Here is a 25,501-nt window from a genome sequence, read left to right as displayed (position 1 = left end):
GGGGAGGTCAGCGATTGCTGAACTGCTCGAGATCGGTGGCGAGGCCGTCGTAGACGGCGGGCTTCGCGCGGCGGAGGTAGGCGGCGTAGACGATGCCGCCGATCAGCGCGAGCACGAGCAGGAGCGGCATCAGGCGGATCGCGAGCTCCTCGGAGCCGGCGACGATGTTGAAGTTCACGATCGCCAGGATCGAGATGGCCGCGATGCCGAGGAAGCCGATGCCCGGCGCGATGAAGGTGCTCCACCATCGCGGGTCGTTCCGGCGCCGGAAGTACACGACGATCGAGATCGCCGCGAGCCCCTGCAGGATCAGCACGCTGAGGGTGCCGAAGCCGAGCATCGCGGGCACGAGCGTGACGATGGGATCGGCGCCGGCGAGGGCGAACAGGATCGCCACGATCGCCGCGAAGCCGGCCTGCACGATGCCCGCGAGCTGCGGGGCGCCGTTCGGGCGGGTGCGGGCGAGGGCCTGGGGGAGGATCTTCGCGCGACCCAGTGAGTACAGGTAGCGGGTGGCGGAGTTGTGGAAGGCGAGCATCGCCGCGAACAGGCTCACGAGGAGCAGCACCATCATCACGGTCGTGAGCGGGCCGCCCAGGTACTGCTGCGAAAGCGAGAAGATGAGGTCGCCCGTGGGCAGGTGCTCGAGTGCCGTGGCCTGCGCCTGGGCGACGCCGGTCGCGCTCACCACGGCCCAGGTCGTGACGCCGAGGATCACGCCGATCGCGATGATCGAGGTGTACGTGGCCCGCGGGATGGTGCGCAGCGGCTGCTTGGCCTCCTCGCTGAAGAGCGCGGTGGCCTCGAACCCGAGGAAGCCGGTCGCCGCGAGCAGCAGGCCGATGGGCAGCGAGCCGGAGAACACGGCCTCCGGGCTGAACGCGGCGACGTCGTACCCCGTCTGCACGAGCACGGAGACGTCGAACACGACGAGCATGAGCACCTCGAGCACGAGGCACACGCCGAGGACCTTCGAGCTGAAGTCGACGCCGATCCGGGCGAGGACGAAGCACACGACGATCGACAGCAGACCCCACACGAGCCAGTGCACGTCGAGTCCGGTGAGGTCGCGGATGATCGTCTGCATGAAGAAGCCGCTGGTGCCGATCGTGCCGACGACGAAGAAGTTGTAGCCGAGCGTCGCGATGAGGCCCGCGACGAGTCCGCCGGTGCGGCCGAGGCCCTTCACGACGAAGGCGTAGAAGCCTCCGGCGTTCACGAGCTGCTTGGACATCTGGGCGTAGCCGATCGCGAACAGCAGCAGGATGGCCGCGACGAGGAAGAACGACATCGGGGTGCCGCCGCCGTTGCCCAGGGCGATCGCGAGGGAGGCGACGACGACGATCCCGGTCAGCGGCGCGACGGCGGCCAGGACGAGGAAGACGATGCCGGCGACGCCGAGGGCGCCGGGGCGGAGGGAGGTGTGGTGCGGCGTCGTGGGTGCGGAGGTCTGCTCTGCCACGTCGGCTCCTTTGCTCGGGTGACGGCCGTGCGGACACGGCATCGACGACGAGGGGAATCGTCGATAGAGCGAGTCTGCTCGCCGCCTCGACCCGGCGCTTGACCGTGAGCGAAGGACGATGGTGCCATCGCGCACACTCCGGCGGCGGGCGTGCGGCCCCTTCGCCCCGCGGAGCAGGATGACCGGGACGACACCGCTGTCTCGTCGGCGCCGCTCGGCGCCGGGCCGCGGTCGGAGGATGCGATGGACCTGCAGCTCGACGGCACGACGGCCCTCGTCACGGGTGCCGCCTCCGGCATCGGCCGTGCTGTCGTCGGAGCGCTCGCCGGCGAGGGGGTGCGGGTCGCGCTGCTCGACCGGGATGCGGCTGCGCTCCGGGATGCCGCCGGGGACGCCGGCGCCGATCCGGTGCTGCTCGCCGCCGATGTGACGGATGAGCAACAGGTGGCCGCCGCGGTCGACGCCGGTGTCCGTGCGCTGGGCGGTCTCGACGCGGTGGTCTGCTGCGCCGGGATCTCCGGCCCGGTCGGGACGCCGATCGAGGAGACCGCGCTGGAGGCGTGGGACCGGGTCCTCGCCGTCAATGTCACGGGTGCGTTCCTCGTGCTCAAGCATGCGATCCCGGCGCTCCGGGAGTCCGTCGCCGGCTCCGTCGTGCTGCTCGCGAGCGACTCGGCCGTCGTGGCCTCACCGGGCATGGCCCCCTACGCCGCGTCCAAGGCCGCGCTCGTCCAGTTCGGACGGGCGCTGTCGGTCGACCTCGCCGGGACGGGGGTGCGGGTGAACGCCGTGGCACCGTCCATCGTCGACACCCCGATGAGTCGCGGGGACCTCGGCGCCGCGGCGTTCGACGAGCCCGCCTTCCCCGTGCAGAGCGCCGACGAGGTCGCCGCGCACGTCGCCTACCTCCTCTCCCCGCGGAGCCGGGCGGTCAACGGCACCACCCTCCTCAGCGACTTCGGGTACACCGCCCGGTCGGGATTCCCCGCCTGACGCGCCCGCGTCCGGCCCCACCGCGCACGCGCGCAGAAACACACAGGAGCACACATGGCAACCGTGGTCGGATCGAGCGTCTCCGGACGCGTCGTCGTCATCACCGGAGGCGGCACGGGCATCGGCGCGGCGGTCGCGGAGCGGTTCGCGGCCGAAGGCGCGCACGTCGTCGTGGTGGGCCGCCGCCCCGAGCCGCTGCACGAGGTCGAGCGGGCCGTCGGGGCCTTCCCCGTCGTCGCCGACGCGGCGGACACGGCGTCGGCGCAGGCCGCGATCGCCGAGGTCCTCGCGCGGTTCGGCCGGATCGACGTCCTCGTCGCGAACGCCGGGGGACACGGGTTCTCGCCGGTCGCCGAGACCGACGACGCGAGCTGGGACGCCGCGATCCGCGCCAACCTCACGACCGCGTTCGTGATGGCGCGGGAGGCGCTACCCGCGCTGATCGAGGCCAAGGGCCAGGTGGTGATCGTCTCGTCCCTGGCCGGGCTCTTCGCGGGTCCGTCGGTGGCGGGATACACGGTCGGCAAGCACGCCCTCATCGGCCTCACCCGGACGCTCGCACGCGACTACGGACGCCACGGCGTGCGCGTCAACGCGATCTGCCCCGGGTGGGTGCAGACACCGATGGCCGACGAGGAGATGGACGAGTTCGCGGCGCACGCCGGCCTCGGCTCCCGGGAGGAAGGGTACGCGACGGTCACCGCCGACGTACCGCTGCGCCGCCCCGCGCGGCCCGCCGAGATCGCCTCCGTCGTCCGGTTCCTCGGGTCGGGGGAGTCGTCGTACATCACCGGCGCCGTGATCGTGGCGGACGGCGGGTCGCACGTGGTCGACGTGCCGACCATCGCCTTCGACCACGCCGGGATGTAGCGCGGGCAGGGCCCGTGGCGACCCGGCCCGCGCGTCAGTCGATCCGGAGCTCGAAGCCGTCGTCGGTCGGGACGACCGCGACGTGCGTGAGGTCGTCGACGTGCGCCGTCGGGGCGTGGGCTCCGGCGTGCGGGCCGATGCCGATCACGCGCATGCCCGCGGCGTGGGCGGCCTGGATGCCCGCGCCCGAGTCCTCGAATACGACACAGTCCGCCGGGTCGATGCCGAGCGTGCGTGCGGCGAGGAGGAAGCCCTCCGGGTCCGGCTTCGACGCGGACACGCTCTCCGCGGTGACGGCGAGATCGGGGACGGTGAGACCCGCCTGGCCCATGCGCGCGGTCATGAGGGCGACGTTGGCCGAGGTGACCACCGCGTGGGGGAACGGGTGCAGGGCGGCGAGCAGCTCCTCGGCGCCCGCGATGCCGATCACACCGTCCACGTCGGAGGCCTCGGTCGCGAGCATGACCTCGTTCTCGCGGAGGTTGATCGCGTGGTCGCGCTCGGGGAGCAGGATCGCCATGCTCTGATGCCCCTGCCGCCCGTGGACCGTGCGGAGCACGGTCTCCGGGTCGATTCCGTGCGGCTCCGCCCAGGCGAGCCAGAGGCGCTCCACGACGGCGGTCGAGTCGACGAGGGTCCCGTCCATGTCGAGGAGGGCGGCGCGGGCGTGGAGGATCTCGGTCACTCCCTCAGGCTAACCCCCACTTCGTCGACCCACCCCCTTTCGCGCCTCCCGGCCCCTTGCGATCGCGCGCAAGGGGCCGGGAGGAACGCAACGGGGTGGGTCGACGGAGTCAGCCGCCGAGGTAGGCGCGGTGGAGGAGGGCGGGATCGTCTTGGAGGGCCTGCGGCGCACCCTGGAACGACACACGGCCGCCGGCGACGACCACCGCCTCCTGCGCGAGGCCGAGTGCGAGCTGCGTGAACTGCTCCACGAGCAGCACCGCCACCCCGGACTCCGCGATCGACGACACGATCGGCATCAAGCGCAGGAACACGACCGGCGCGAGGCCCAGCGACATCTCATCGATGAGCAGCACCCGGGGCTTCGCCGCGAACGCCCGTGCCAGCACCACCATCTGCTGCTCTCCACCCGACAGCAGCGCCGTGGGGGAGTCGATGCGCTTCTCGAGCTCCGGGAACTGCGCCAGGACGGCCCCGATCTCGTCGGCGGTGCGCGCCGTAAGGGAGAGGTTCTCGCGCACGGTCAGCGACGGGAACACGGCGCGTCCCTGCTCGATGTGCACGATGCCGCGCCGAGCCCGCGTCACCCGGGAGAGCCGGTCGATCGGCTCCCCGTCGAGGAGGATCGATCCCGCGGAATGCGGGGTCACGCCGGACACGGCCTCGATGAGGCTCGTCTTACCCGCGCCGTTCGGACCGACCAGGGCCAGGACCTCGCCGCCGGCGACCCGCAGCGAGACGTCCGAGATGACCGGCCCGGCGCCGCGGCTCACCGTGACGCCGTCGAGTACCAGTTCGCTCATTTCAGCAGCTCCGTCTCTCCCATGTACGCCTTGACGACGTCAGGGTTCGCGAGGACCTCCGCCTGCGGGCCGCTCGCCAGGACGCGGCCGAAGTCGAGGACCGTGAGGGTCGGGCACACCGAGCGGACGAGGTCCAGGTCGTGCTCGATGATGATGAGGGCCACGCCGTAGCGCCCCGGGAGCTCACGCAGGCGAGCCGCGAGCGCCAGATGCTCCTCGTGCGAGAGGCCGGCGGCGGGCTCGTCGAGGATGAGCAGGCGCGGGCGGGCGGCGACGTTCGCCGCGACTTCCACGAGCCGCCGGGTGCCGACGTCGACGCTCGAGAGGCGCGCCCGGGCCGGAGGGCACCCGAAGAAGGCGAGGACCTCGTCGATGTCCGCCGCGGCGAGCCGCCGTCTGGCCACGAAGCGCACGTAGCCGCCCACCGTCAGCGCCGGGGGGACGCGGTCCTGCTGGAACGTCCGTCGCAGTCCGAGTCGCGCACGCCGGGTGGGGGAGAGGCCAGCCAGGTCGCGGTCGCCGAGGAGCACGCGGCCCTCATGCTGGGGGAGGAAGCCGCTGATGGCGTCGACGAAGGTCGACTTCCCGGCGCCGTTCGGACCGATGAGCCCCATGATCGAGGCGGCGGGCACCGTGAACGAGACGTCGTCGAGGGCCTTGAGCGCCCCGAACTGCACGGTCAGACCGTCGACCGTGAGCACCGGGGCGCCGTCGAGGGCGGCCTCGTCGACGGTGGCCGTCGTGGTCGTGGTGATCGCCGTCGCACCGGTTCCCGCGTCCGGCGGGAGCGCCGTGAGCTCCGCGCTGGCCGTGCGCCGGTCGGCCCGTCGGTACAGGAGGTTGCGGATGCCCTGGCCGAGGTTCGTGCCGCTCGTCAGCGCCTGCACCCCCAACACGCCGAACACGACGAAGCCCCAGTCCTGGGGCACGCCCCAGCGCTTGAGCAGCTCCGGCACGAGCACCCACAGCAGTCCGCCGAAGATGGCCATGTCGATGAGGTGCGCGCCGGACATGATCGCCAGCACGTACAGGGCGAGGGACTGCAGGGGTGTGAAGCTCGAGGCGAAGGGGAGCTGCACCTGTCCGGCGAGCAGCCCGCCGGAGATGCCGCCGAGGGCCGCCGACACCGCGAACGCCGTGAGCTTCGCGGTGCGCACGCTCTGTCCGGCCGCGGCCGTGCCGCGCTCGGAGAACGCGACGGCCTTCCAGCTCGCGCCCCACCGTCCGCGCTGCAGGAAGAACACCGCCAGGCCGCAGACGGCGAGCACGACGATGGAGAGGAAGAAGAACTCCCGGTCGCTCCCGAACAGCGCCGGGCGCTCGATCGCGATGCCGTCCGCGGATCCGGGGAACTGGATCTGTACGAGCGTCACATCGGCCGCCGCGGCGAAACCGAGCGTCACCACCGCGAGGTTCACCCCGCGCAGCCGCAGGGCGGGGAGCCCGACGAGGATGCCGACGAGACCGGCCGCGACGCCGCCGAGCACGAGCCAGACGAGGAAGCCGCCGGGCGCCTGCATGACGTTCAGCAGCGAGACGATCCACGCCCCGACCGCAGCGAAGGTGAGCTGGCACAGGGCGATCATCCCGGCCGAGCCGGTGACGATTCCGAGGCCGAGAATCGCGATCGCGGCCGTGACGGCGCTGATCGCGAGGAAGACGAAGTAGCCGGGAAGGGCGGCGCTGAGGAGCGCGCCCACGCCGATGCCGACGACGGCGACGGCGAACGGCCAGGTGATCCGGAACCAGGGGCGGTCAGCGAGCGGCATCCCACACCTCCTTGCGTTGCGTCCACAACAGCAGGACGACGATGAACAGGAACGGCAGGAAGTTGCGCACGAGCGCCACTTCGTCGATCTGCGCGACGAGTCCGCCGAGGACGCCGAGGAGCAGCCCGCCGACGACGGCGAGGTCGAGCCGGCGGAAGCCGCCGAGGAGCGCGGCCGCCGCAGCGGGGACGATGAGCATGGACAGGCTCGTGGCGTCGTTCGACTGCGAGGGCGCGACGATGATGATCGCGATGGCGCTGATGATCCCGGTGACGAACCAGACGGCGATCGACAGCGGTCGCGAACGGATGCCGAGCAGCTCCGCCGTGGTCGGCCGCTCCGACAGCGCGCGCAGCTGGGTGCCGACCCTGGTGCGGCGCAGCACGATGCGCACGGCGACGGCGGTGACGACGGCCATCGCCACTGTCGCCACGGTCACCTGGCTGATCACCACGCCGCCGAAGGAGAACGCGGGGCCGGCGATGATCGGGGTGAAGGGCTGCGGCTTGTTGCCGAACAGGATGAACGACAGGGAGATGAGCAGCAGCAGCGGGCCGACCGTCATGGCCGAGCGGGTCGTCGTCGACGCCTCCGACAGCCACGTCGCGGCGATGAACCCGATGGCCGCGGCGAGCAGGCCCGCGACGAGGACGCCGAGGATCGACCCGAGCCAGATGGGCAGCCCGATCTCGCGCACGAACCACACGGCGGTGAACGCGCCGAACATGCCGGTGGCGGCCTGGGCGAAGTTCACCACGCGCACGAGGCGCGACATGAGGGTGAGGCAGACGCCGAGGACGGCGTAGAGGCCGCCGGCGGCGAGACCGGCGATGGCGCCTTGGAGCATCAGGCGTCCTTTCTGGTGAGGGGGAGGGCCCTTCGACAGGCTCAGGGACCCAGGGTGGGTCGCTGAGCCTGTCGAAGCGCGGGACTATTCGCCGATCCGGAGCCAGTCGTCGGCGACCTTCTCCCAGGCGTTCGTGCCGGACTTCAGGATGATCGGCCAGCCCGCGGTGTTCTGCGTGCCGAAGGCGTAGGGCGTCCCGACCATCGGGTTCTCGATCGGGTCCATGCCCTTCAGCGCCTCGGAGACGCTCTCCCGGGTGATGTCGCCGTCGATGCTCTTCAGCACCTCGATGAAGTACGTGGCCGCGAGGTACCCGCCCTGGCTGAACGAGGTGAGGGGGATGTCGTTCTCCTCCATCAGCGTCCGCCAGTCCGCGTTGATCTCGTCGTCGTCCGTGAAGGGGTAGAACTCCGCGGGGACGTAGATGCCGGCACCCGCGTCGTCGATCGCGTCGGCGAAGTTCTCGCTGTACACGCTCGTGAGGTAGAGCCAGGTCACGTCGTCCCAGCCCTGCGCGTTCGCGGCCTTGACCTGTCCGATCGCGTCCGGCTCGACCGGGTTGATCGCGAGGGCCTTGCAGCCCTGGTCGCGGGCCTTGACGATGTAGGGCGTGTAGTCGGAGGCGCCGTAGGGCACGGTGTCGTCGACGTACTTCGGCTCCTTGCCCGTGATCTCGGTCCACTTGTCGATCGCGGCCTGGTAGGTCGGGCGGGTGGAGCCGGCGATCTCCAGCAGGATGCAGATGTCGTCGAGTCCGAGCACCTCGGAGCCGTACTGCAGCGTGAGGGTCATGTCGTTGAACGGGCCGACGTTGGCCGGTGAGATGTTCTCGCTGTCGAAGCAGCCCGTGTCGACGCCGATGCCGGGAACCGAGAGGATGCCCTCCTGCTCGTAGTACTTCGCGTTGATCTCGCACTCGATGAGGCTCGCGGAGCCCACGAGCGCGACGGCTTCGTCGCTGCCCACGATCTCCCGTGCCGAGGCGGTGGCCGTGGCCGGGTCGCCCTTGTCGTCGAGCATCTTGTACTCGATCATGCGGCCATCCAGGCCGCCGTCCTCGTTGAACGCGTCGAAGACGGCGGCAGCCGCCTGCGAGGCCTCCGGGAACGTCGCCGGGCCGCTGATCGTGTTCACGGAGCCGATGACGATGGGGGCACCGTCGCCCCCGGCTCCGTCGCCACCGGCGCAGCCGGCGAGAGCGAGGGCGGCCACGGCGATGACCGCCGCGGTGCCGGATGCTCGTCTGTTCATGTGCTTCTGCCTCTCCTGTTCGGGTCGTGCTGTCAGCTCGAAGGCTGGGTCTCGGTGCTCATCGACGGCGCGCGCAGGGCGCGGTTCACGAGCTCCGTGTCGGTGAACTGCTCGAAGGCGACGATCTCGCCGCCCGCCACGCGCCAGACGTGGGCCACCCGGGCGGCGAAGAACCGCCCGGTGCGCTTGTAGGTGCCGGAGTAGGTGCCGATGCCGACCACGACGTCGCCGCCGTCGACGACCTCGTCGATCGCGACGGTGTAGTCGTCCCACTCCTCCTGGATGCGGCCGAAGACGTTCTCGGCGACCGCGTCCGGGCCGATGTAGGTTCCGGCATAGGGGAATCCCGCGGCCTCGGTCCACTCGATGTCCGGTGCGAAGGGCGCGAGCATGCCGTCCAGGTCGCCCCGGTCGTTGGCGGCGTAGTGGTCGCGGATCAGGTCTGCGTTGCTCATGTGCTCTCTTTCCGTGGTGGGTCGCTGCGCCCGTCTGGGTCCCCGAGCGTGTCGAAGGGTGGGTCCCTGAGCCTGTCGAAGGGTCGAAGGGTCGAAGGGTCGAAGGGTCAGACGGGCTGCGCGTCCGGGTAGGCGACGGCGCCCAGGGGGTAGATGTGGCCGCCGGCGCGGGAGTGCTCGGACTCGCCGTCGCCGTTGAGGCCGAGGAAGATCCCCGTCGTCATGAGCTGATAGCCGAGGTCGTGGAGCCAGACGCTCGCCACCGCGATCCGGAACTCGCGGAAGCAGAACAGGTACAGGCCGTCCGCGAACTTCCACACCGTGGAGAGGTCCATGTCGCCGTGACCGCGCTGGACGCCCTCGAGGCACTGCCACGCGTAGCGCTGGCTGGAGACGTAGACGTGCTCGTACAGGTGCTGGGGGCTGTAGCGGTAGATGTTCCGCTTGCCGATCAGATCGCGGCTCGGACCGGGGACCTCGCCGGTCGCGGGCCCGGCGTCGGTGGTCGCGGCCCAGAAGTCCTGCCCCACCTGCGGGGTGCCCTCGACGGCCTCGGCGGCGATGCGGGAGCGGATGACGGTGGCGCGGTGGGTCGTGGTGGAGAAGACGACGGTGAGGGCTTCACGCTCGCGGGTCTCGAAGGGGATGTTCACGAAGACGACGTCGTCGCGCACGCGGACCGCGTCATACGGGTCGCGTCCCGAGGCACCCAGTCCCTCCCAGGTCACGGAGTCCTCGTCGAAGCGGAGCGCGAGCGTGGTGTCGTCGTCGAGGGTGAGCGTGAGCGCGGTTCCGGCGAGCATCGTGTTCGGCAGGCGGAACGCGTCGATGCCGGCGGCGAACTCGTCGTACGTGCGCCATTCGTCCAGAGTGGGGTCGGTGGAGATGTCGGTCATGAGGGTCCTGACGTCGCACACGGCGGGGCCTCGTCGCCCCGGGCACCGCGTCGTCGCGATGCGCTTGCCTCATGCTCCGGCCGGGTCCGGGGAGCCCTCAAGCGTGCGGCGTCCATCCCGCGCCGAGAGTCAACCGGCGTGCCCTCCCGGGCAAGCCCCGTCCCCCCGCAGCGGCTCCGTCCTCCCGGGTGCGGGACGTTTGTGATCCCGAATGGCGGAAAGGACGCGAGGGGAAGGGGGTCAGTGGGTGGCGCGGTACTCGCTGGGGGAGACCCCGAACGCGGTCTTGAACGCACGGCTGAAATGCGCCGCGTCGACGAAGCCCCAGCGGGCGGCGATCGCGGCGACGGGACGGTCGGCGAGCATCGGGTCGAGCAGATCGCGGCGGCACTGCTCCAGGCGGCGCGTGCGGATCCACGTCGACACGGTCACCCCCTGCTCCTGGAACAGGCCGTGCAGATGCCGGGTGGAGATGAAATGGGCCGCGGCGATCGAGGCCGGGCCGAGGTCGGTCGAGGCCAGGTGGCGATCGATGTGCGAGCGGATCCGCTGCATGAGGGCGCGGTGCGGGTCGGCGGTGGCCTGGTCAAGCCCGAGTTCCCGCGTGAACACGGTGGTCACGAGGTCGAGGGCGCTGTGCGCGAGCCGGGCCCCCGTCGTGCCCGCGAGTTCGTCGAGGTTCCCGGCGAGCTGTGTCAGATACGGCACGACCATGCCGCCCAGCCCCTCCTGCCCGGAGATGCGGACGGCCGTCAGCTGCCCGATCATGTCCGGTGGGAGGCTGATGAGATGCTTCGGGAACATGACGACCATGGTGCGGAAGTCCTGATCGAAGACGAGGGAGTACGGTCGATCGGTGTCGTATACGGCCAGGTCTCCCGGCTGCAGCACGGCCTCGCGGTCGTCCTGGATGAGAAGGCCCGTCCCCGCGAGCATCAGACTCACCTTGAAGTACGACCGGTCTCCGCGGGCGATGAGCTCGGTGGTGCGCTCGACGACGTGCGAGGTCGCGCGGATGTCGTTGACGTGCACCTCGTCGACCGCGGCGCCGCGGATCACGCCGCGGAACTGATCCGCGCCCGCGGTGGTCACCTGCAGCGGGACGAAGGACTCGGAAACGGCGGCGCGGAACTCGCTGATGTTGCGCGCGACGAGGGTCGACACCGATTCGGCGGGGGTGGTGAGGGCACCGTTCATGACTGATCACCTCGGGCTGGTGGGAACGACGACGTTGTATACGATCCGTTCCGTGATGCTACCACCGGCAACGATCGCGTGGGGCGCCTTCTAGGATGTGGTCCGTGAAAGACGGGACGATGTCGAGGCTCGCACAGCGCATCCTGCGGGTGCTCCGTCAGGTGCGGGGTCCCGCCACCTCGGATGCGGTGTTCGAGGCGACGGCCTTGATCGTCGGCGCCGCCTTCCTCGTGGTGGGCTTCGCGGTGGCGCTGCCGGCGTTCTGGGGGCGGGAGCTCTCGATCAGCGGCAGCGGGTCGATCGGCATGTTCGCGGCGTACGGCGGCGCGCTCACAGCTGCCCTCGCCTTCGGTCTGGGGCGACTCGCCGTGCGAGCTCCTGCGCCGGACCCCGCTGTCGCCCGAGACGGGTTCGCGGTGCCGGGCGACCGCCTCCGCTGGTATGACCTCGCCGCCATCGCGTTCGCCCACGCCGCGATCGCCTCCCTCGGCTGGCTGGGCATCGCGGAGCTGCTCGAGCGCAGTTTCGTGGATGCCCCCGTCTTCCCGTTCCCCGGAGCGATCCTCGTCGCGGTGGCGTTCGCGCTCACCGGCTACGTCGCGTTCCTCAGCGCCGTCGCGTTGACTCCCATGGTGCTGTCGCTGGTGCTGGCGGTGTTCCTCGTGGTCGGGGCGTTCGCGGCGATGCTCGCGTCGAGCGACGTGCACTGGTGGCGCGACAACCTGTCGGCGCTGGGAATGAGCAGCAACAGCGCCTCGGTGGCGTTCAACGTCACCCTCGTCATCGCCGGCATCATGGTGACGACGATCTCCCGCTATGCGACGGCGGGGCTGCCCGTCGACGAGCCGGTCGACCGCCGTGGTCGGACGATCGTGCGCGGCGGCCTGATCCTGATGGGGATCTTCCTCGCGTGCGTCGGCATCTTCCCCGTGGACGAGTTCTTCCTTCTGCACAACACCGTCGCCACCGGCATGGCGGTGGTGTTCGCGGTGGTCGTCATCGGCCTGCCCTGGTTCGTGCGCAGCATCCCGCGGGTCTTCGTCGGGCTCGGCTGGGCCTATGTGCTCGTCATCGTCCTGCTGGGGGCGTTCTTCGCGGTCGGCTATTACAACCTGACCGCTGTCGAGCTCATCGCCGCGGTGCTGATCTTCAGCTGGATCATCGTGTTCCTGCGCACCGCCGGGGCGATGGGCACCCCGGCGACGCACGCGGACGGTCTCGCCGTCCCGGACGTCCGGACCATCTGACGGTCGTCGGCCCCGCGGGGCCCTCAGTCGCTCAGGAGACGTGTCGCCTGCCGGGTGCGCTGCAGCGCGTCGACCGTTTCGGCATATCGGCGCTTGGCGACGCCGATGAACAGGCAGTCCACGAGGGCGAGCTGCGCGATCCGGCTCACCATCGCCCCGGCGCGGAAGGTGGACTCGCGCACCTCGGTGAACAGCGCATGGTCGGCGACCTGGGCGAGGGGGGAGTCCTTCACGGAGGTGACGGCCACGGTCGTCGCGCCATGGGTGACGGCGGCTTCGAGGAACCGCACCGTCTCGATCGTCGACCCGGCGTGCGAGAACCCGATCGCGACGGTCGTCCCCACGGGGAGCACGGCGGCGGCGATCGCCTCGTGGGGGTCGGAGAGCACGTGAGCGTTGCGGCCGACGCGGAGCAGCTTGTGCGCGAGGTCCTCGGCGACGAACTGGCTGGCGCCGATGCCGTAGAGGAGGATCCGATCGGCGCCGTCGATGGCGGCGACGGCCGCCGTCAGCACCGCGAAGTCGAGCTGGCCGACGGTCTCCTCGATCGCGAGGAGTTCGAGAGCGGCGAGCTTGGAGACGGCCTCCTCCAGGGAGTCCTCGTCGGAGATCTCCGAGCCGTAGGCGCCGCGGGCGGAGAACTGCGCCGACTCTTTGCCGAGCTCCGTGGCCAGGGCCATGCGCAGCGGCGCGTAGCCGGTGAAGCCGATGGCCCGGCAGAACCGGACGACGGAGGCGACCGAGGTCTGGCACTCCGCGGCGAGTTCGCTGATCGTCTTGTCGATCACGAGGCTCGGGTTCTCCCGCACGGCGGCCGCGACGCGGGCCAGCGACGGGGGCAGGGTCGCAGCGGCGGCTTCGATCGTCGACTGGATGCTCACGGTATCCTCCGGAACGGCGGAACGGGATGGTAAATTCTTTTCAGAGAGTCTACGCGTTGTGTAGTCGCTTTTCTTTCTTTCCGCCGGATTCGAGGAGTGCCGATGAGCGAGACGACCGCCACCGTCGATCTCGGCAAGTCCCGTTGCCGCCTCGTCGTGCATGGCGCGACGGCCGGGGAGCGCTCCGGGATCGGAGCGCCGGGCCTTGCCGCGGCGGGCGGAGTGGAGGCGGCGCTCACCGCGATTCTCCCGCTGCTCGACGATGTCGAGCGCATCGACACGCTCGGCGTGGGGGCTGCCGGCGCCTGGTTCGCCCCGGAGGCGGCCGCAGAACTCGCCGCCGCGCTCGCCACACGGACCGGCGCACGTGTGGCCGTGGCGTCGGACGTGGTCACCGCCCATGCGGGCGCTCTCGACGGCGCGGCCGGCGTGCTGCTCATCGCCGGCACCGGAGCCGTGGCGCTGGGCGTCGACCCCTCCGGAGCGCGTCTGGTCGACGGCTGGGGCCCCGAGCTGGGCGACTTCGGCAGCGGATCCTGGCTCGGCCGGGAGGCATTGCGCGCGGTCCTCCGTGCCCACGACGGGCTGGCGGCGCCCACCGCTCTCACCGCGGCGCTCGCCGAGCCGGTCGGCCTGCCCTCGGCCGTGCAGGCCTGGCTCGCCGCCGACGGTGCCCTCGCCCGCCGCCTCGCGACCCTCGCGCCCCTCGTGCTCGCCGCCGCCGAAGACGACGACCCCATCGCCATCGGGATCGTCGAGGAGGCCGTGCGGCTCCTCACCGCGACGGCCGCCGCGGCCGCTGGGGCGACCGCGGACGTCGCGGTGCACGGCGGCCTCACCGACCACGACGGCTTCCGCGCCGCCCTGACCCGCGCCCTGGAGGCGAGCGGCCGCCGCGTCGTCCCCGCGCGAGGCGGCGCCATGGACGGGGCGCTGCTGCTGACCCGTCGCCTCGACCTCCCCCATGAAAGGTTCGTGCACCGTGCCGAATGACTCCCGTCTGACCACCCTCCTCGCCGAGCTCGCGGGCTTGGACACCGAGGCCTCCACCACCGAGCGGGGAGATCTCGACCTGTTGAGCACCACCGAGCTGGTGCAGCGCATGAACGCCGAGGACCGGCGCGTGCCCGAGGCGGTCGCGGGGCGCACGGCCGAGATCGCGGCGGCAGTGGACGGCATCACCGCGCGGTTCCGCCGCGGCGGGCGTCTCATCTACATCGGTGCGGGCACGGCCGGACGCATCGGCGTGCTCGATGCGAGCGAATGCCCGCCCACCTTCGGCACCGACCCGTCGATGGTCGTGGGGCTGATCGCCGGCGGCGAGACGGCCATCCGCTCGGCGGTGGAGAATGCGGAGGACGACGACGAAGCCGCCGCCCTCGCTCTGCGCGACCTCGACCTCACCGAGCGGGACACGGTGGTGGGGATCTCGGCATCCGGCCGCACGCCCTACGTCATCGGCGGGCTGCGGTACGCCCGGGGCCTCGGCGCGCTCACGGTGGCGATCGCTTCGAACGCCGGATCGGCGATCGGCGCGGAGGCCGAGATCGCGATCGAGGTCGTCACGGGGCCGGAGTTCATCTCGGGCTCCACGCGGCTGAAGTCCGGCACGGCCCAGAAGCTCGTCGTGAACATGCTGACGACGCTCTCGATGATCAAGCTCGGCAAGACGTACCGCGGGGTCATGGTCGACCTGCTGGCGACGAACGAGAAGCTGCACGCCCGCTCGATCCGCACGGTGTCGCAGCTCGCGGGCGTGGAGGTCGACGCCGCGTCCGCCGCGCTGGAGGCTGCGGACGGCTCCGTCAAGCTCGCGCTGCTCCTGCTCGCGACCGGCACCTCCGCCGAGACCGCCGCGGCCGCACTGGCGGACGCCGACGGCATCCTCCGCGACGCGATCGCCGCCCTCACCTGAGTCGGTCGTCGCTCTCCCCGCGGTTGGGGGATGCAAAACGGTCCTGACGGGAACGATCGGGGCACCTTTTCGCACCCGCGACGGCGCGGCACCGCTGGACGGTCGCTAGTGCCCGCAGGCGCAGGAGTCGCCGCCGCAGCAGGAGGCCGTCGCCGTCGCGCCGCCGTGCGCCTGGGAGGACTCCGGCACGTCCATGGCCGGGTTCTGGTCGAGGAAGCCGTAGGGCTTGAACCAGAATCCCGCGTAGTCCACGGGCATGATCGGCCAGTCCTCCGGGCGGGGGAAGTGCGTGAGCCCGAAAGTGTGCCACAGCACCATGTCCTCGCCGTCGATCCGGCGATCGTCGGCCGTGTACTCCGGGAGGCCGGCGCCGCCCTCGTGCGCGTTGGGGTAGCGCCCGGCGGGCCAGATCTGGCCGTGCTCGTACCGGGTCGCCCAGAGGTGCTTCGTCGCGAAGGCCGCGCGCGCCGCGACGGACGACGCGGGGTCGGCCATCAGCAGAGCGGTCGGCTCCGGGACGAGATGATAGGCGGTCGGGCGGCCGACATGGTTCGTCCGCGAGGCGCTCTGCACCTCCCACACCCGGGCGGCGGAGGAGTCGGCCTCGCGCTGGGCGGCATGCTCGGTCTCCAGCACCGTCTCCGACCAGGTGAACGCGTTGCCGAACGGGTTGTCCGGCCCCATCGGCACCCGCTGCGCGTCCACCTCCACGAGGCGGTTGTCCTGGCCGTCGATCGCCACGTCGAGGCGCGCGCAGAACAGATGCTGGTGGACCGGGGCGAAGACCCCGGGGGCGAGTTCGGTGGCATGCTTCTGGCGGACGCCCGGCTCTCCGGCACCGGCGAACACGATGCCCGTGGCCTTGGCCACGACCTCGATCGAGCCGTCCAGACCGAAGTTCCAGTAGAAGCCGTAGTCGTAGTTGCCGATGGTGGAGAAGTACGAGACGACGAAGCGCCGCGAGCGCCGCACGTCGGAGCGTCCGGAGAGGTCGGTGTGCTTCCAGAGGATGCCGAAGTCCTCCTCGTGCATGCAGATCACGTTGGGGATGCGCACGGGGTGGCCGTGGTCGTCGGCGACATAGCCGTCGAGGTAGCGGATCACGCCGAGGCAGTCGCAGCCGAGTTCGAGGTGATTGGCGTTCTTGCCGAGGAGGTACTCTCCGGCATCGAAGTAGCTGATCCAGAAGCGCCCCGGTGCCGTGTCGCCGTACGGCACGACCATCTCGGGCACGCTCGCCCTGCTCAGCACGGAGCGACCCTGGAAGGTCACGTCGTGCAGCACCAGCCCCTCGCGCGCGTTGAAGTCCACGCGCATCGACCAGCCCTCCCACTCCACCAGCGATCCAGTGACCGTGAAGCTCGGACCCTCGGGCTGCGTGATCTCGATGGGCTTGAGCGTCGTGCGTGCTGCACCTTGCGTCTCGGGGTAGTAGTTGCCGTGGCCTGCCGGCACGGGCACGTCGCCGTGGTCCTCGACGCGGATCACGGTGTTCGCGGTCAGGTCGATGTGCACGATGAGTCCCTCGACGGGATGCGCCCACGGGGAGTCCTGCTCGTCGTACTTGAGGAAGGTCAGCGAGCGGATCACTCGGCGTCCGACCTCGTCCGCCCGCCCGGTGTAGCCGGGGGCGAGGGGGCCGCAGAAGGCGAGCGCCATGTGCTGCTCGAGGCCGCGACGCCGCATGGCGGCCTGCCACTCGGGCGATGCCTTCGCGATGGTCTCGGCGCGTTCGTACTCCTCGAACAGGTATTGCGGCTGTCCGTAGGGCGGCGCGTCATTCGGCACGCGGTGCGTGCGCAGCACCTCGCCGCGGGTGATCGAGACGATCGCCTCGGTCGCGATGCCGGTGGCGATGTCGAGCAGGGTGACGTCGACCCGGCGGTCGATGGGGTCGCCGGGAGTCCACGCCGCGAACTCCTCCTTGGTCGGCTCGTCAGGCAGCAGCATCGGCACGCGCGTCGTCTCGGTGAGAAGACCTGCCGCGTCGAGGATGCGGCGCGCCGCGGCGATCTCGGCACCGGTGAGCGGGTCGTGCGGGTGCGCTGTCGCGATCTTCTCGATCGACACGGGCTGCGGAGCGTGGTGGGACATCATCGACCTCACTATTTTCGAGCAAACGCTCAATAAACGGGTTGGCACGATGATACGACGGCACCGCGCCCCGCACAAGCAACGGGTCCGTGGGTGGTCGCGAGGGTGCGAGGCGGGGTCAGGCTCGCCAGGGGGAGAGGATGTCGTCGAGTACCGCGAGGTGTGCGGCGGGCGGCTGGGGTTCGGTGACCTCGACGATCTGCTGGCCGTAGGTGATCGAGCGCAGCAGTGCCATCAGCGCGTCGGTCGGGGTGTCGCTGCGCAGCTCGGCATCGGCGACCGCCTCCTGGAGTGCCGCCTGGATGCTGCCCTGCCACGTGGCGAGGGTCGGGGCGGAGGCGTCGGGCGTGGGGGCGAGGGTGGCGAGTCGGCCCCAGAACCCCACCACGACGCGCGCTTCCGTACGGGTTCCCTCGTCGACCGGAAGGACCTCGCGCATCAGGGCGTCCAGGCGGGCGAGTCCGCGGAGTCCTGTCGTGGCCGCGGCGATGCGTTCATCGGTGCGGCGGGTCACCTCGGCGGCGGCTGCGCGGATGACGTCGTCGAAGCCGTCGAAGTAGTGCCACAGCGAGCCGGTCGCGACCCCGAGCTCCTTGGCGACTGCGCGCGATGACACGCTCTCGTGTCCGTCTCGTGCAGCCACGGTCAGGAGCGCCTCGGCGATCTGCCGGCGGCGCTCATCGTGGTCGACGATGCGGGGCACCTGCCCATCTTGGCGCATGGATACCAGGTCTCGCTTTTTTGAGCGCTCGATCAATATACTTCGACTGTGGATCCTCTGCTCCCGGCAGCATCGTGGCTGATGGCGGTGGCGGCGCTCGTGTCAGCCGTCGCCTGCCTGGCCGCGGGGCGCGCCGTGCCGTGGCAGGGGCGGCAGGCCGCGCTCGTAATGGCCGCCGGGATGCTGCTGATGGCCACCGGCTCCCTCGACCCGCTGGGCGGGATCATCGTGGGAGCGTTGCTGCTGCTCTCGGCCATGCTCGGGACGATGGGCGTGCGCGGGATGCCGTCGGCTTCCGCCTGCTGCCACCGGGCGCTCGGCTCGCTGGTGATGGCGGCGTGCATGTTCGAATCGGCCTCGACCCCAGCCTTCGGAACGGGTACCGGGGTCCAGAGCGGTCACGGCGGCCATGGCTTCGACGGCGTGCTCTCGGCGTTCGTGCTGGTGGGTGCTCTCGGGGTCGTGGGATGGGCGGTCGCGGCCTCGGGGCGCCGTCCCCGGCTGCACCGCGGGGGAGCGGTGCGGTCGCTGATGGTCGAGTCCTGGGCGATGGCCGGCGGTGTCGTCGCGATGTGCGCCGGGATGTGAGCGTCGAGCGTGAGTCGCCGTCCGCTACCGTGAACGCATGCCCCTCGCCCTGATCACCGGTGCCGCCCGTGCGAACAGCATCGCCGCCGGCATCGTCCCCCGCCTGCGCGGTGCAGGGTGGATGGTCGTCACCAGCGATCTGCGCGACGCCGACCACCCGGCTGACCTGTCGACGCCGGAGGGCCCTGCCTCCCTCGTGGCAGAGGTCAACGCGCAGCACGGTCCGATCTCGGCGCTGATCCTCAGCCACGCGCACGATGTCGAGTCCGGAATCCTCGACACCACGGCGGAGAGCTTCGACCTGCATGTCGCCGTGAACGCGCGGGCGAGCCTGCTCCTGATCGCAGCGTTCGCACGCCAGATCGGCGAGGACGGCGGTGCGATCGTGGCGCTGACGAGCGATCACGTCACCGGCAACCTCCCGTACGGCGCTTCCAAGGGCGCGCTCGATCGGCTCGTCATCTCCGCCGCCCGCGAACTGGGTCCGTGCGGCATCTCGGCGAACGTGCTGAACCCCGGCCCGATCGACACCGGCTGGATGGATGACGAGACCCGCACGTCCCTGGGCGAGATGACGCCGCTGGGCAGGCTCGGGCGACCCGCCGACGTCGCCGCCGTCGTCGAGTTCCTCGTCTCTGACGAGGGGCGATGGATCTCCGGTCAGCTCCTTCAGGCCGACGGCGCCTTCTCGGCCCGCTACTGATCGCGGGGTGCGGGCGACGGATGCGGCGGGCTAGTGAGGAGCGATGAGGTGAAGTTCTTTGCGGGACTCTTGTGGTTCATGATCCTTCTCGTCCGTGGGGTGCTCCTCTGGATTCTGATCCCATTCGCGGTGGTTGCGTGGTTGACCGTTCACTGGTGGGCTCAACGCGCCTCGGTCGGACAAGCGGTCTGTTGGTATGACCAACTCCTCTGGGCATTCTTGATACTGATTCCGTTTCGTCTTCTGCTGCTCCTCGATCCGAGGACAAGGGCCGCAAGATTTGTGGAACTCGCGGAGATGCGCGAACTCAAGACCTACCGGATCAGCGTTCTCAACGAACTCGCATAGGTGTTGTGGATGGCCCTGACACCGGGATCTCTCAGGGAGCTGGTGTCGTTCGGGCAGGGGTGTTGACGAAGAGGAGCCAAGGCAGTGGATGACCAGATCACAATCAGTCTGAGGAGCGATCACGCGCTCGTCTTGTTCGAGTGGTTGGCGAGTCGGGACGAGCGAGACCCCTCGAGTGCGCATCCGGCGGAGCAGAGAGTCCTGTGGGACCTGGAGGCGCAGCTGGAGACGAAGCTGCCGATGCTCTTCGATGCGGACTATGCCCAGCAGCTCGACCGGGCCCGGCATGCGATCGGGCGCTAGGGACCCGATCTGCCGCGGGACAACGGCGAACTCTCGCGAGCGGCGAAGTTCCCCGAGCTCTCGAAGCGGATGGGTGACCTGACGCCTCTGCAGGCACCGAGCGACTGAGAGGCGCCCCTGCTGACGAACGGAGCCTTGGACCCCAGCAAGGGCCGCGAATCCCCCAACCGGCCCCGTCGCCCCGCGGTCTACTGTTCGCGGGCCGCGGGCCGGACGAAGGCCCAGGCGGCGAACGCCGCTGCCGCAGCCGCGACCGTCATCGTCGCGGCCATCGTGATGGCCGTGGTCCCGCCGAGACCGGCAGCCACGGGGGCGAGCACGGGACCGAACAGGAACGTCGCCATCCCGAGAAGCGCCGAAGCGGTGCCGGCACGGACCCCGTGATGAGCGAGCGCCAGCGTCTGGCCATTCGGACCGCCGATGCCCGAGCACAGCATGAACCCGACCAACGCGATGACGACACCCATCATCCCGACGCCCAGAAGCGCCAGCACGAGGAAAGCCGTCGTCACCAGGAGCGTCGCGGTGATCCCGCCCAGGTAGACGCGCAGGGGCCCCCAACGCCGCACCACGAGTCGGCTCAACTGGCTGCCCGCGATACTCGCCAGGGCGCCGCCCGCGAAGGCGACGCTGAACTCCTGCGGGCTGAGACCGAACTCGTCCTGCAGCACGAACGACGACATCGACAGGTAGGTGAAGAAGGCGACACCGCCTCCGGCTGCGGCGCACAGCACGGCGACGAAGAGCCGGTCGCGGACGACCGCTCCGGCGTGCGCGCCCCAGACCCGGAGGCCCCCGCGGTGACGGGCGGATGGCGACAGGGTCTCCGGCAGGGCGAACACCACCACGAGCAACAACAGCACGCCGACCCCACTGAGTACCCCGAAGATGCCGCGCCAGTCCATGATGCGGGCGAGTTGTCCGCCCACCACCGGCGCGATGATCGGGGCGGTGCCCGAGACGAGGAACAGCAGCGAGAGCATGCGGGAGAGCTCGACACCCTCGAACTGGTCGCGGGCGATCGCCAGGCAGATCACGATGCCCGCCGACCCCGCCAGCCCCTGCAGGAAGCGCGCGACGAGCAGCAGCTCGATGTTCGGAGCGACGGCGCACACCGCGGAGAGCACCGCGAACGCTGCGACGCCGACCAGCAGTGGCAGGCGTCTGCCCAGCCGGTCGCTGAGAGGACCGGCCGCGAGCTGGCCCAGGCCGAGACCGATCATGCACGCCGACATCGTCGCCTGCGCCAGGGCCTCGGTCGTGCCGAGCGACGCCGCGAGCTGGGGGAGCTGAGGAAGGTAGAGGTCCATCGACAGCGGACCGAAGGCTTCCAGCATGCCGAGCACCAGCATCGCCCGCAGAGTGCCCATGCGGGGCCGCGGGGCGTCAGCGGCGAACGGAAGACTCATCCGCCGAGGCGCAGCACGCGGCGCAGCCAGCTCTCCCGCGCGGCCACCGCGGCCCGGGAGACCTCGGCATCGGGGGAGAACCCGGAGAAGCCGTGGTAGCCGCCCGCCCAGACGTGCAGTTCCGCCTGCCCGCCCGTGGCCCAGATCCGCAGCGCGTAGTCGACGGCCTCGTCGCGGAAGGTCTCGGCAGCGCCCACTTCGATGAACGCCGGAGCAAGTCCCGACAGATCCGTGGCCCGGGCCGGTGCCGTGTACGGCGACACGCGGTCGGTGAACCGGTCGGCTCCGGCGATCGCGTCCCACGCGGTGTCGTTGTTGTTCCGGTCCCAGGCGCCGAAGCCGTCGTACTGGCGGCTCGACGGGGTCTCGTTGCGATCGTCGAGCATCGGGCAGCCGAGGAGCTGCCCGGCCAGCCGGGGCCCGCCGCGGTCGCGGGAGAGCAGCGCGACCGCCGCCGAGAGCCCGCCGCCGGCGCTCTGCCCGGACGCGATGATGCGGGCGGTGTCGATGCCGAGCTCGTCCGCGCGGGCGATCATCCACTCCAGCGCCGCGTAGCAGTCCTCCGCCTGGGCCGGTCCGGGGTGCTCGGGGGCGAGGCGGTACTCGACCGCGACGCCGACGACGCCGTGCCGTTCGGCGAGGTCGATGAGCTCAGCGGTGCCGAAGAAGCGCGTGCCGAGCACCATCCCACCGCCGTGGATCGACAGCACCGCCGGTGCCTGGTCCGGGGACGCCTGCGCCGGGCGCACGACGGTGATCTCGAGGTCCGGAGCCCCGACGGGGCCGGGGATCACCCGGTCCTCCCACGCGACGGCACGGCCGGCGGCCTGTACGGCCATCGGCGGGATGATTGTGGCGAAGTGATCGCGGTTGGCGTGGATCGTGTCCGCGCGCAGCGGAATGACCTCGACGAGGTCGACGAAGGCGTCGAGTCCGGCGACGAGCTCCGGGTCGTAGGGCACCGGCTCCGGCGCGGTCATGCGGCGCTCCGCCAGATCCGTCGCAGCCAGGAGGCGCGCGCGGCGAGGGCGGCGCGGGTGATCTCGGCCTCCGGCATGTACATGTCGAAGCCGTGGGCGCCGCCGCCCCATACGTGCAGTTCGGCCTGTCCGCCGGTCTCCCAGATCCGGAGGGCGTACGCGGTGTCCTCGTCGCGGAACATCTCCGCCTCGCCGACCTCGATGTAGGCGGGCGGGAGGCCGGAGACGTCCGTCGCGCGGCTCGGCGCGGCGTAGGCCGGGGCCTCGGCGCTGAACGCGAGCTCCTCGCCGAGGACGCATGACCAGGCGAGGAGATTCATGTCGCGCTGCCAAGTGCCGATGCCGTCGTACTGCCGACTGGCGACCGTGGTGTTGGTGTTGTCGATCATGGGGCAGAGCAGCAGCTGCCCGGCCATGACAGGGCCCCGCCGATCGCGCGCCAGCAGGGCGACGGCCGCGGTGAGACCGCCGCCCGCGCTGCCGCCGCCCACGACGATGCGCGCGGGGTCGATGCCGAGCTCCGCGGCGTGGGCGTGCGTCCATACAAAGGCCGCGTAGCAGTCCTCCACGCCCGCGGGGAACGGGTCCTCCGGCGCGAGGCGGTACTCGACGTTCACGGCCACGACGCCGTGCTCCGCGACGATGTCGACGACCCGAGCCGTCTCCCAGGAGCGGTGGCCGACGATCATGCCGCCGCCGTGGATGTTCACGAAGCCCGGGTGCGTCGAGGTCTCGGAACCCGCAGGGCGGAAGATCGTGACCTCGATGTCCGGTGCTCCGGGCGGGCCGGGGATGACGCGGTCCTCCCACGTGATGTCCCGGTCGGCGATCACGGCGTCGTTGTCCGGGAACATCCGGTCGACGCCGTCACGCGGCAGGGTCTCGCGGGTGAGGGCAGGCTGTGGGTTCTTCGCGATCTCGTCGAGCACGGCCTGCACGTCGGGATCGAAGGGGACGGGGATGGTCATGGTTCTCCTCGGGTGGGACGGCGTCAGGGGCCCTCGGGGTCGACGACCCCGCGGTCGGCCCAGAAGGGCTCGACGAGACGGCGCAGCTCGGCGGCGCCGATGCGGTCGACGAGGGCGGCGGCGTCGAGGTTCGCCCGCAGCTGCGCGACGCTGGAGGCACCGAACAGGGTCGTCGTCAGGGCGGGGTGGGTGAGGGTGAAGGCGATGCCGAGCTGGGCCGGCGTCACGTCGAGATCCTCCGCGACCGCGGTGAACGCGGGGACGTCGGCGATGATCCGTTCGCGGATGCCGCCGGGGTCACGCCCGATCTGCCGGTCGCCGTTCACCTTCCCGGCGAGGATCCCGCCCTCCAGGCAGTCAGAAGCCTGCAGCGTGAGGCCCTGCTCCCAGAGGCGCGCGAAGGGCTCGCCGTCCGGGATCGACCGCCGCGAGACGCTGTACTTGAGCTGCGCGATCTGCGGACCGGGCACGCCCTCCGCGGCGGCGAGGTCGATCAGGGTCTGGATGCTCCCCGCCGACCAGTTGTTCACGCCCCACGCGCGGATGAGCCCGGCGTCGGCGAGCGCGGCGAGGTCGAGCACGAGGTCGCGCAGCTCGAGGTCGTCGCGGCGCAGGTCGCCGAGGATCACGAGGTCGGCCTGCTCGGTGCCCACCCGCATCAGGGCGTTCTCGAGCTGCGGTCGGAAGCCGTCGGCGCCGAAGGCCTCCAGCCACAGCTTCGACGACAGCAGCCACTCCTCTCGACGCAGCCCCGCTGCGCGCACCATCGCCGAGAAGATCACGTCGGTGAAGACGGGCGGGGCGCCGGGTGCGGAGTACACGCCCACGTCGAAGAGGTTCACGCCGCGGTCGATGGCCTCGCGGAGGAGCGCCACCGCGTCGGCGAAGTCCATGCGGTCGTAGGTGTGCCACGAGCCCAGGGAGAACAGGGAGGCGTGCAGGCCGCTGCGGCCGATCTCGCGCACGGGGAGGGGAGTGGTCATGATGCTCCTCAGAGGCTCGGGTCGATGACGGCCTTGACCTCATCGAGGTGGTGCATGTGGGCGATCTTCGCGGAGGCGTCGGCGAGTCCGACCGGGGCGCTGAACAGGTCGTCCCAGGGGAAGCGGTCGGCGAACGCCGTGAAGAACTCGATCGCGCGCGCGTAGTCGGAGATGTCGCCGTTGAGCGAGCCGACCACCGTGAGCTCCTTGCCCATGATCGTGCTGAGGGCGAAGCCGTCTCCGGCCGGACCGGTCGAGCCGACGATCGCCACGGTGCCGCGTTGGGCGGCCATGCCGACGGCGTCCGGGCCGACGCTCGGGGCTCCGGCGAAGTCGAACACGTGGTCCGCCCCCTGGTCTCCGGTGAGCGCCAGGACCTGGTCGACGACGGGGCCGTCGCGGAAGTCCACGACGGCGTCGGCACCGAAGCGCGCGGCGAGTTCCAGACGGGCGGCGGGAGCGCCGACGGTGATGACCTGCCCGGCGCCCGCGATCTTCGCGACCGCGGTGGCGAAGATGCCGAGGGCGCCGGAGCCCTGCACCACCACGCGGGAGCCGGGGCGGATGCGACCGGCCCGCTCGAACGCGCGGAGGACGGTCTTCGCGGCGCAGCCCGCCATCGAGGCCCAGGTGTCCTTCACCGCCGCCGGGAGCAGGAGCTTGGCGGCACCCGGGGTGACGTACGAGTACTCGGAGAGCCCGGCCGTGGCGAACGGCGGCACGTCCGCCCGCTGGAGGAATCCGTAGCCGCGGCGGGAACAGGCGACCGGTTCGCGGAGCACGACGCAGCCGTGGCACTCGCCGCAGGTGGACTCCGACCAGCCGATCCGGTCGCCGGCGGAGAGGGGGCGGCCGAGGGCGTCGCGGGTATCGGGGCCGGTGGCCACGATCTCGCCGACCATCTCGTGACCGAGGACCATGGGCAGCATGCCGGGGAACGACATCTTCCCCTCCCAGATCTCGATGTCCGTGCCGCACAGCGTGGTGCAGGCGATGCGGACGAGGGCGGCGCCGGGCTCGATCTCGGCGGGCAGCGGGAGATCCTGCAGGGTGAGCGGCTCGCCGTGCGCGGTGAGCACCGCGGCGCGGGTGGTGGTGGGGAGGGTCATGGTTCTCCAGTCGCGGGGCGGGTGG

26 protein-coding genes are annotated in these 25,501 nt (G+C 71.0%); 9 read left to right on the top strand and 17 right to left on the bottom strand.

The annotated features are described in order from the left end of the window. Positions 1 to 7: 7 nt before the first annotated feature. Complete coding sequence (locus tag CYL12_RS07700; protein ID WP_101846954.1) at positions 8 to 1,462, bottom strand: APC family permease; 1,455 nt, start codon at positions 1,460 to 1,462, stop codon at positions 8 to 10. Between the two features lie 150 nt (positions 1,463 to 1,612). On the opposite strand from CYL12_RS07700, the gene CYL12_RS07695 reads away from it, so the two are divergent. Both CYL12_RS07695 and CYL12_RS07690 read left to right on the top strand, forming a co-directional pair. Continuing rightward, positions 1,613 to 2,455: an SDR family NAD(P)-dependent oxidoreductase gene (locus CYL12_RS07695; protein ID WP_233486859.1), complete on the top strand. Its 843-nt coding sequence runs from the start codon at positions 1,613 to 1,615 to the stop codon at positions 2,453 to 2,455. A 54-nt stretch (positions 2,456 to 2,509) separates the two neighbouring features. Next, entirely contained in the window at positions 2,510 to 3,325 is an 816-nt protein-coding gene (locus tag CYL12_RS07690; protein WP_101846953.1) for an SDR family NAD(P)-dependent oxidoreductase, read from the top strand. A 34-nt stretch (positions 3,326 to 3,359) separates the two neighbouring features. Here CYL12_RS07690 and CYL12_RS07685 read toward each other — a convergent pair whose 3' ends face one another. The 8 genes from CYL12_RS07685 to CYL12_RS07650 all read right to left on the bottom strand — a co-directional run bounded on the left by CYL12_RS07685 (position 3,360) and on the right by CYL12_RS07650 (position 11,227). Continuing rightward, positions 3,360 to 4,010 carry an HAD-IA family hydrolase gene (locus tag CYL12_RS07685; protein ID WP_101846952.1) on the bottom strand — a complete coding sequence of 217 codons (651 nt, stop codon included), beginning with the start codon at positions 4,008 to 4,010 and terminating at the stop codon, positions 3,360 to 3,362. A 109-nt stretch (positions 4,011 to 4,119) separates the two neighbouring features. After that, positions 4,120 to 4,812, bottom strand: coding sequence for an ABC transporter ATP-binding protein (locus tag CYL12_RS07680; protein ID WP_101846951.1), 693 nt, complete (start codon positions 4,810 to 4,812; stop codon positions 4,120 to 4,122). Beyond that, positions 4,809 to 6,581 (bottom strand): branched-chain amino acid ABC transporter ATP-binding protein/permease, encoded by a 1,773-nt coding sequence (locus CYL12_RS07675; RefSeq protein ID WP_101846950.1) that lies wholly within the window; start codon positions 6,579 to 6,581, stop codon positions 4,809 to 4,811. Before CYL12_RS07675 ends, CYL12_RS07680 begins: the two co-directional genes overlap by 4 nt. Further along, entirely contained in the window at positions 6,568 to 7,428 is an 861-nt protein-coding gene (locus CYL12_RS07670; RefSeq protein WP_101846949.1) for an ABC transporter permease subunit, read from the bottom strand. The genes CYL12_RS07675 and CYL12_RS07670 overlap by 14 nt, the downstream gene beginning before the upstream one ends. Positions 7,429 to 7,512: 84 nt before the next feature. After that, entirely contained in the window at positions 7,513 to 8,679 is a 1,167-nt protein-coding gene (locus CYL12_RS07665; protein ID WP_101846948.1) for an ABC transporter substrate-binding protein, read from the bottom strand. Positions 8,680 to 8,711: 32 nt separating this feature from the next. Next, positions 8,712 to 9,134, bottom strand: coding sequence for a nuclear transport factor 2 family protein (locus tag CYL12_RS07660; protein ID WP_101846947.1), 423 nt, complete (start codon positions 9,132 to 9,134; stop codon positions 8,712 to 8,714). 107 nt (positions 9,135 to 9,241) lie between these two features. After that, positions 9,242 to 10,030, bottom strand: coding sequence for a MoaF C-terminal domain-containing protein (locus CYL12_RS07655; RefSeq protein WP_101846946.1), 789 nt, complete (start codon positions 10,028 to 10,030; stop codon positions 9,242 to 9,244). Positions 10,031 to 10,270: 240 nt separating this feature from the next. Next, positions 10,271 to 11,227, bottom strand: a complete 957-nt coding sequence (locus tag CYL12_RS07650) for an AraC-like ligand-binding domain-containing protein (protein ID WP_101846945.1) — start codon at positions 11,225 to 11,227, stop codon at positions 10,271 to 10,273. A gap of 119 nt (positions 11,228 to 11,346) precedes the next feature. Between CYL12_RS07650 and CYL12_RS07645 the strand changes: the two genes are divergently transcribed. Further along, positions 11,347 to 12,474, top strand: a complete 1,128-nt coding sequence (locus CYL12_RS07645; RefSeq protein ID WP_101846943.1) for a DUF998 domain-containing protein — start codon at positions 11,347 to 11,349, stop codon at positions 12,472 to 12,474. A 23-nt stretch (positions 12,475 to 12,497) separates the two neighbouring features. On the opposite strand, the gene CYL12_RS07640 is transcribed toward CYL12_RS07645, so the two are convergent. Continuing rightward, positions 12,498 to 13,355 (bottom strand): MurR/RpiR family transcriptional regulator, encoded by an 858-nt coding sequence (locus tag CYL12_RS07640; RefSeq protein ID WP_101846941.1) that lies wholly within the window; start codon positions 13,353 to 13,355, stop codon positions 12,498 to 12,500. A 102-nt stretch (positions 13,356 to 13,457) separates the two neighbouring features. Between CYL12_RS07640 and CYL12_RS07635 the strand changes: the two genes are divergently transcribed. Both CYL12_RS07635 and murQ read left to right on the top strand, forming a co-directional pair. Then, positions 13,458 to 14,348, top strand: a complete 891-nt coding sequence (locus tag CYL12_RS07635) for an N-acetylglucosamine kinase (protein WP_101846939.1) — start codon at positions 13,458 to 13,460, stop codon at positions 14,346 to 14,348. Continuing rightward, complete coding sequence (gene murQ / locus CYL12_RS07630; RefSeq protein WP_101846937.1) at positions 14,338 to 15,270, top strand: N-acetylmuramic acid 6-phosphate etherase; 933 nt, start codon at positions 14,338 to 14,340, stop codon at positions 15,268 to 15,270. The genes CYL12_RS07635 and murQ overlap by 11 nt, the downstream gene beginning before the upstream one ends. Before the next feature lie 105 nt (positions 15,271 to 15,375). On the opposite strand, the gene CYL12_RS07625 is transcribed toward murQ, so the two are convergent. After that, complete coding sequence (locus CYL12_RS07625; RefSeq protein WP_101846935.1) at positions 15,376 to 17,367, bottom strand: primary-amine oxidase; 1,992 nt, start codon at positions 17,365 to 17,367, stop codon at positions 15,376 to 15,378. Positions 17,368 to 17,482: 115 nt separating this feature from the next. Next, entirely contained in the window at positions 17,483 to 18,067 is a 585-nt protein-coding gene (locus CYL12_RS07620) for a TetR/AcrR family transcriptional regulator (RefSeq protein ID WP_101846933.1), read from the bottom strand. A gap of 66 nt (positions 18,068 to 18,133) precedes the next feature. Between CYL12_RS07620 and CYL12_RS07615 the strand changes: the two genes are divergently transcribed. The 4 genes from CYL12_RS07615 to CYL12_RS07600 all read left to right on the top strand — a co-directional run bounded on the left by CYL12_RS07615 (position 18,134) and on the right by CYL12_RS07600 (position 20,027). Beyond that, positions 18,134 to 18,673, top strand: coding sequence for a hypothetical protein (locus CYL12_RS07615; protein ID WP_158297122.1), 540 nt, complete (start codon positions 18,134 to 18,136; stop codon positions 18,671 to 18,673). A gap of 37 nt (positions 18,674 to 18,710) precedes the next feature. Then, positions 18,711 to 19,376: an SDR family oxidoreductase gene (locus CYL12_RS07610; RefSeq protein ID WP_101846929.1), complete on the top strand. Its 666-nt coding sequence runs from the start codon at positions 18,711 to 18,713 to the stop codon at positions 19,374 to 19,376. 48 nt (positions 19,377 to 19,424) lie between these two features. Then, on the top strand, positions 19,425 to 19,724 hold the full coding sequence (locus CYL12_RS07605) for a hypothetical protein (protein ID WP_101848719.1): 300 nt from the start codon (positions 19,425 to 19,427) through the stop codon (positions 19,722 to 19,724). An 84-nt stretch (positions 19,725 to 19,808) separates the two neighbouring features. Continuing rightward, positions 19,809 to 20,027 (top strand): hypothetical protein, encoded by a 219-nt coding sequence (locus tag CYL12_RS07600; RefSeq protein WP_101846927.1) that lies wholly within the window; start codon positions 19,809 to 19,811, stop codon positions 20,025 to 20,027. 188 nt (positions 20,028 to 20,215) lie between these two features. On the opposite strand, the gene CYL12_RS07595 is transcribed toward CYL12_RS07600, so the two are convergent. Genes CYL12_RS07595 through CYL12_RS07575 form a run of 5 tightly spaced genes read right to left on the bottom strand, consistent with a single transcriptional unit; the run spans position 20,216 to position 25,476 of the window. Continuing rightward, positions 20,216 to 21,436, bottom strand: coding sequence for a multidrug effflux MFS transporter (locus CYL12_RS07595; RefSeq protein WP_233486858.1), 1,221 nt, complete (start codon positions 21,434 to 21,436; stop codon positions 20,216 to 20,218). Continuing rightward, a complete protein-coding gene (locus tag CYL12_RS07590; protein ID WP_101846922.1) occupies positions 21,433 to 22,416 on the bottom strand; it encodes an alpha/beta hydrolase in 984 nt (327 codons plus the stop codon). Before CYL12_RS07590 ends, CYL12_RS07595 begins: the two co-directional genes overlap by 4 nt. Further along, positions 22,413 to 23,384 (bottom strand): alpha/beta hydrolase, encoded by a 972-nt coding sequence (locus CYL12_RS07585; protein ID WP_101846920.1) that lies wholly within the window; start codon positions 23,382 to 23,384, stop codon positions 22,413 to 22,415. Before CYL12_RS07585 ends, CYL12_RS07590 begins: the two co-directional genes overlap by 4 nt. 23 nt (positions 23,385 to 23,407) lie before the next feature. After that, positions 23,408 to 24,367: an aldo/keto reductase gene (locus CYL12_RS07580; RefSeq protein WP_101846918.1), complete on the bottom strand. Its 960-nt coding sequence runs from the start codon at positions 24,365 to 24,367 to the stop codon at positions 23,408 to 23,410. Positions 24,368 to 24,375: 8 nt separating this feature from the next. Further along, a complete protein-coding gene (locus tag CYL12_RS07575; RefSeq protein ID WP_101846916.1) occupies positions 24,376 to 25,476 on the bottom strand; it encodes a zinc-binding dehydrogenase in 1,101 nt (366 codons plus the stop codon). Between the last annotated feature and the right edge of the window lie 25 nt (positions 25,477 to 25,501).

It is taken from the genome of Zhihengliuella sp. ISTPL4 (assembly GCF_002848265.1).
Classification (GTDB): Bacteria; Actinomycetota; Actinomycetes; order Actinomycetales; family Microbacteriaceae; genus Microbacterium.
This window is presented reverse-complemented; position numbering and strand designations above follow the sequence as displayed.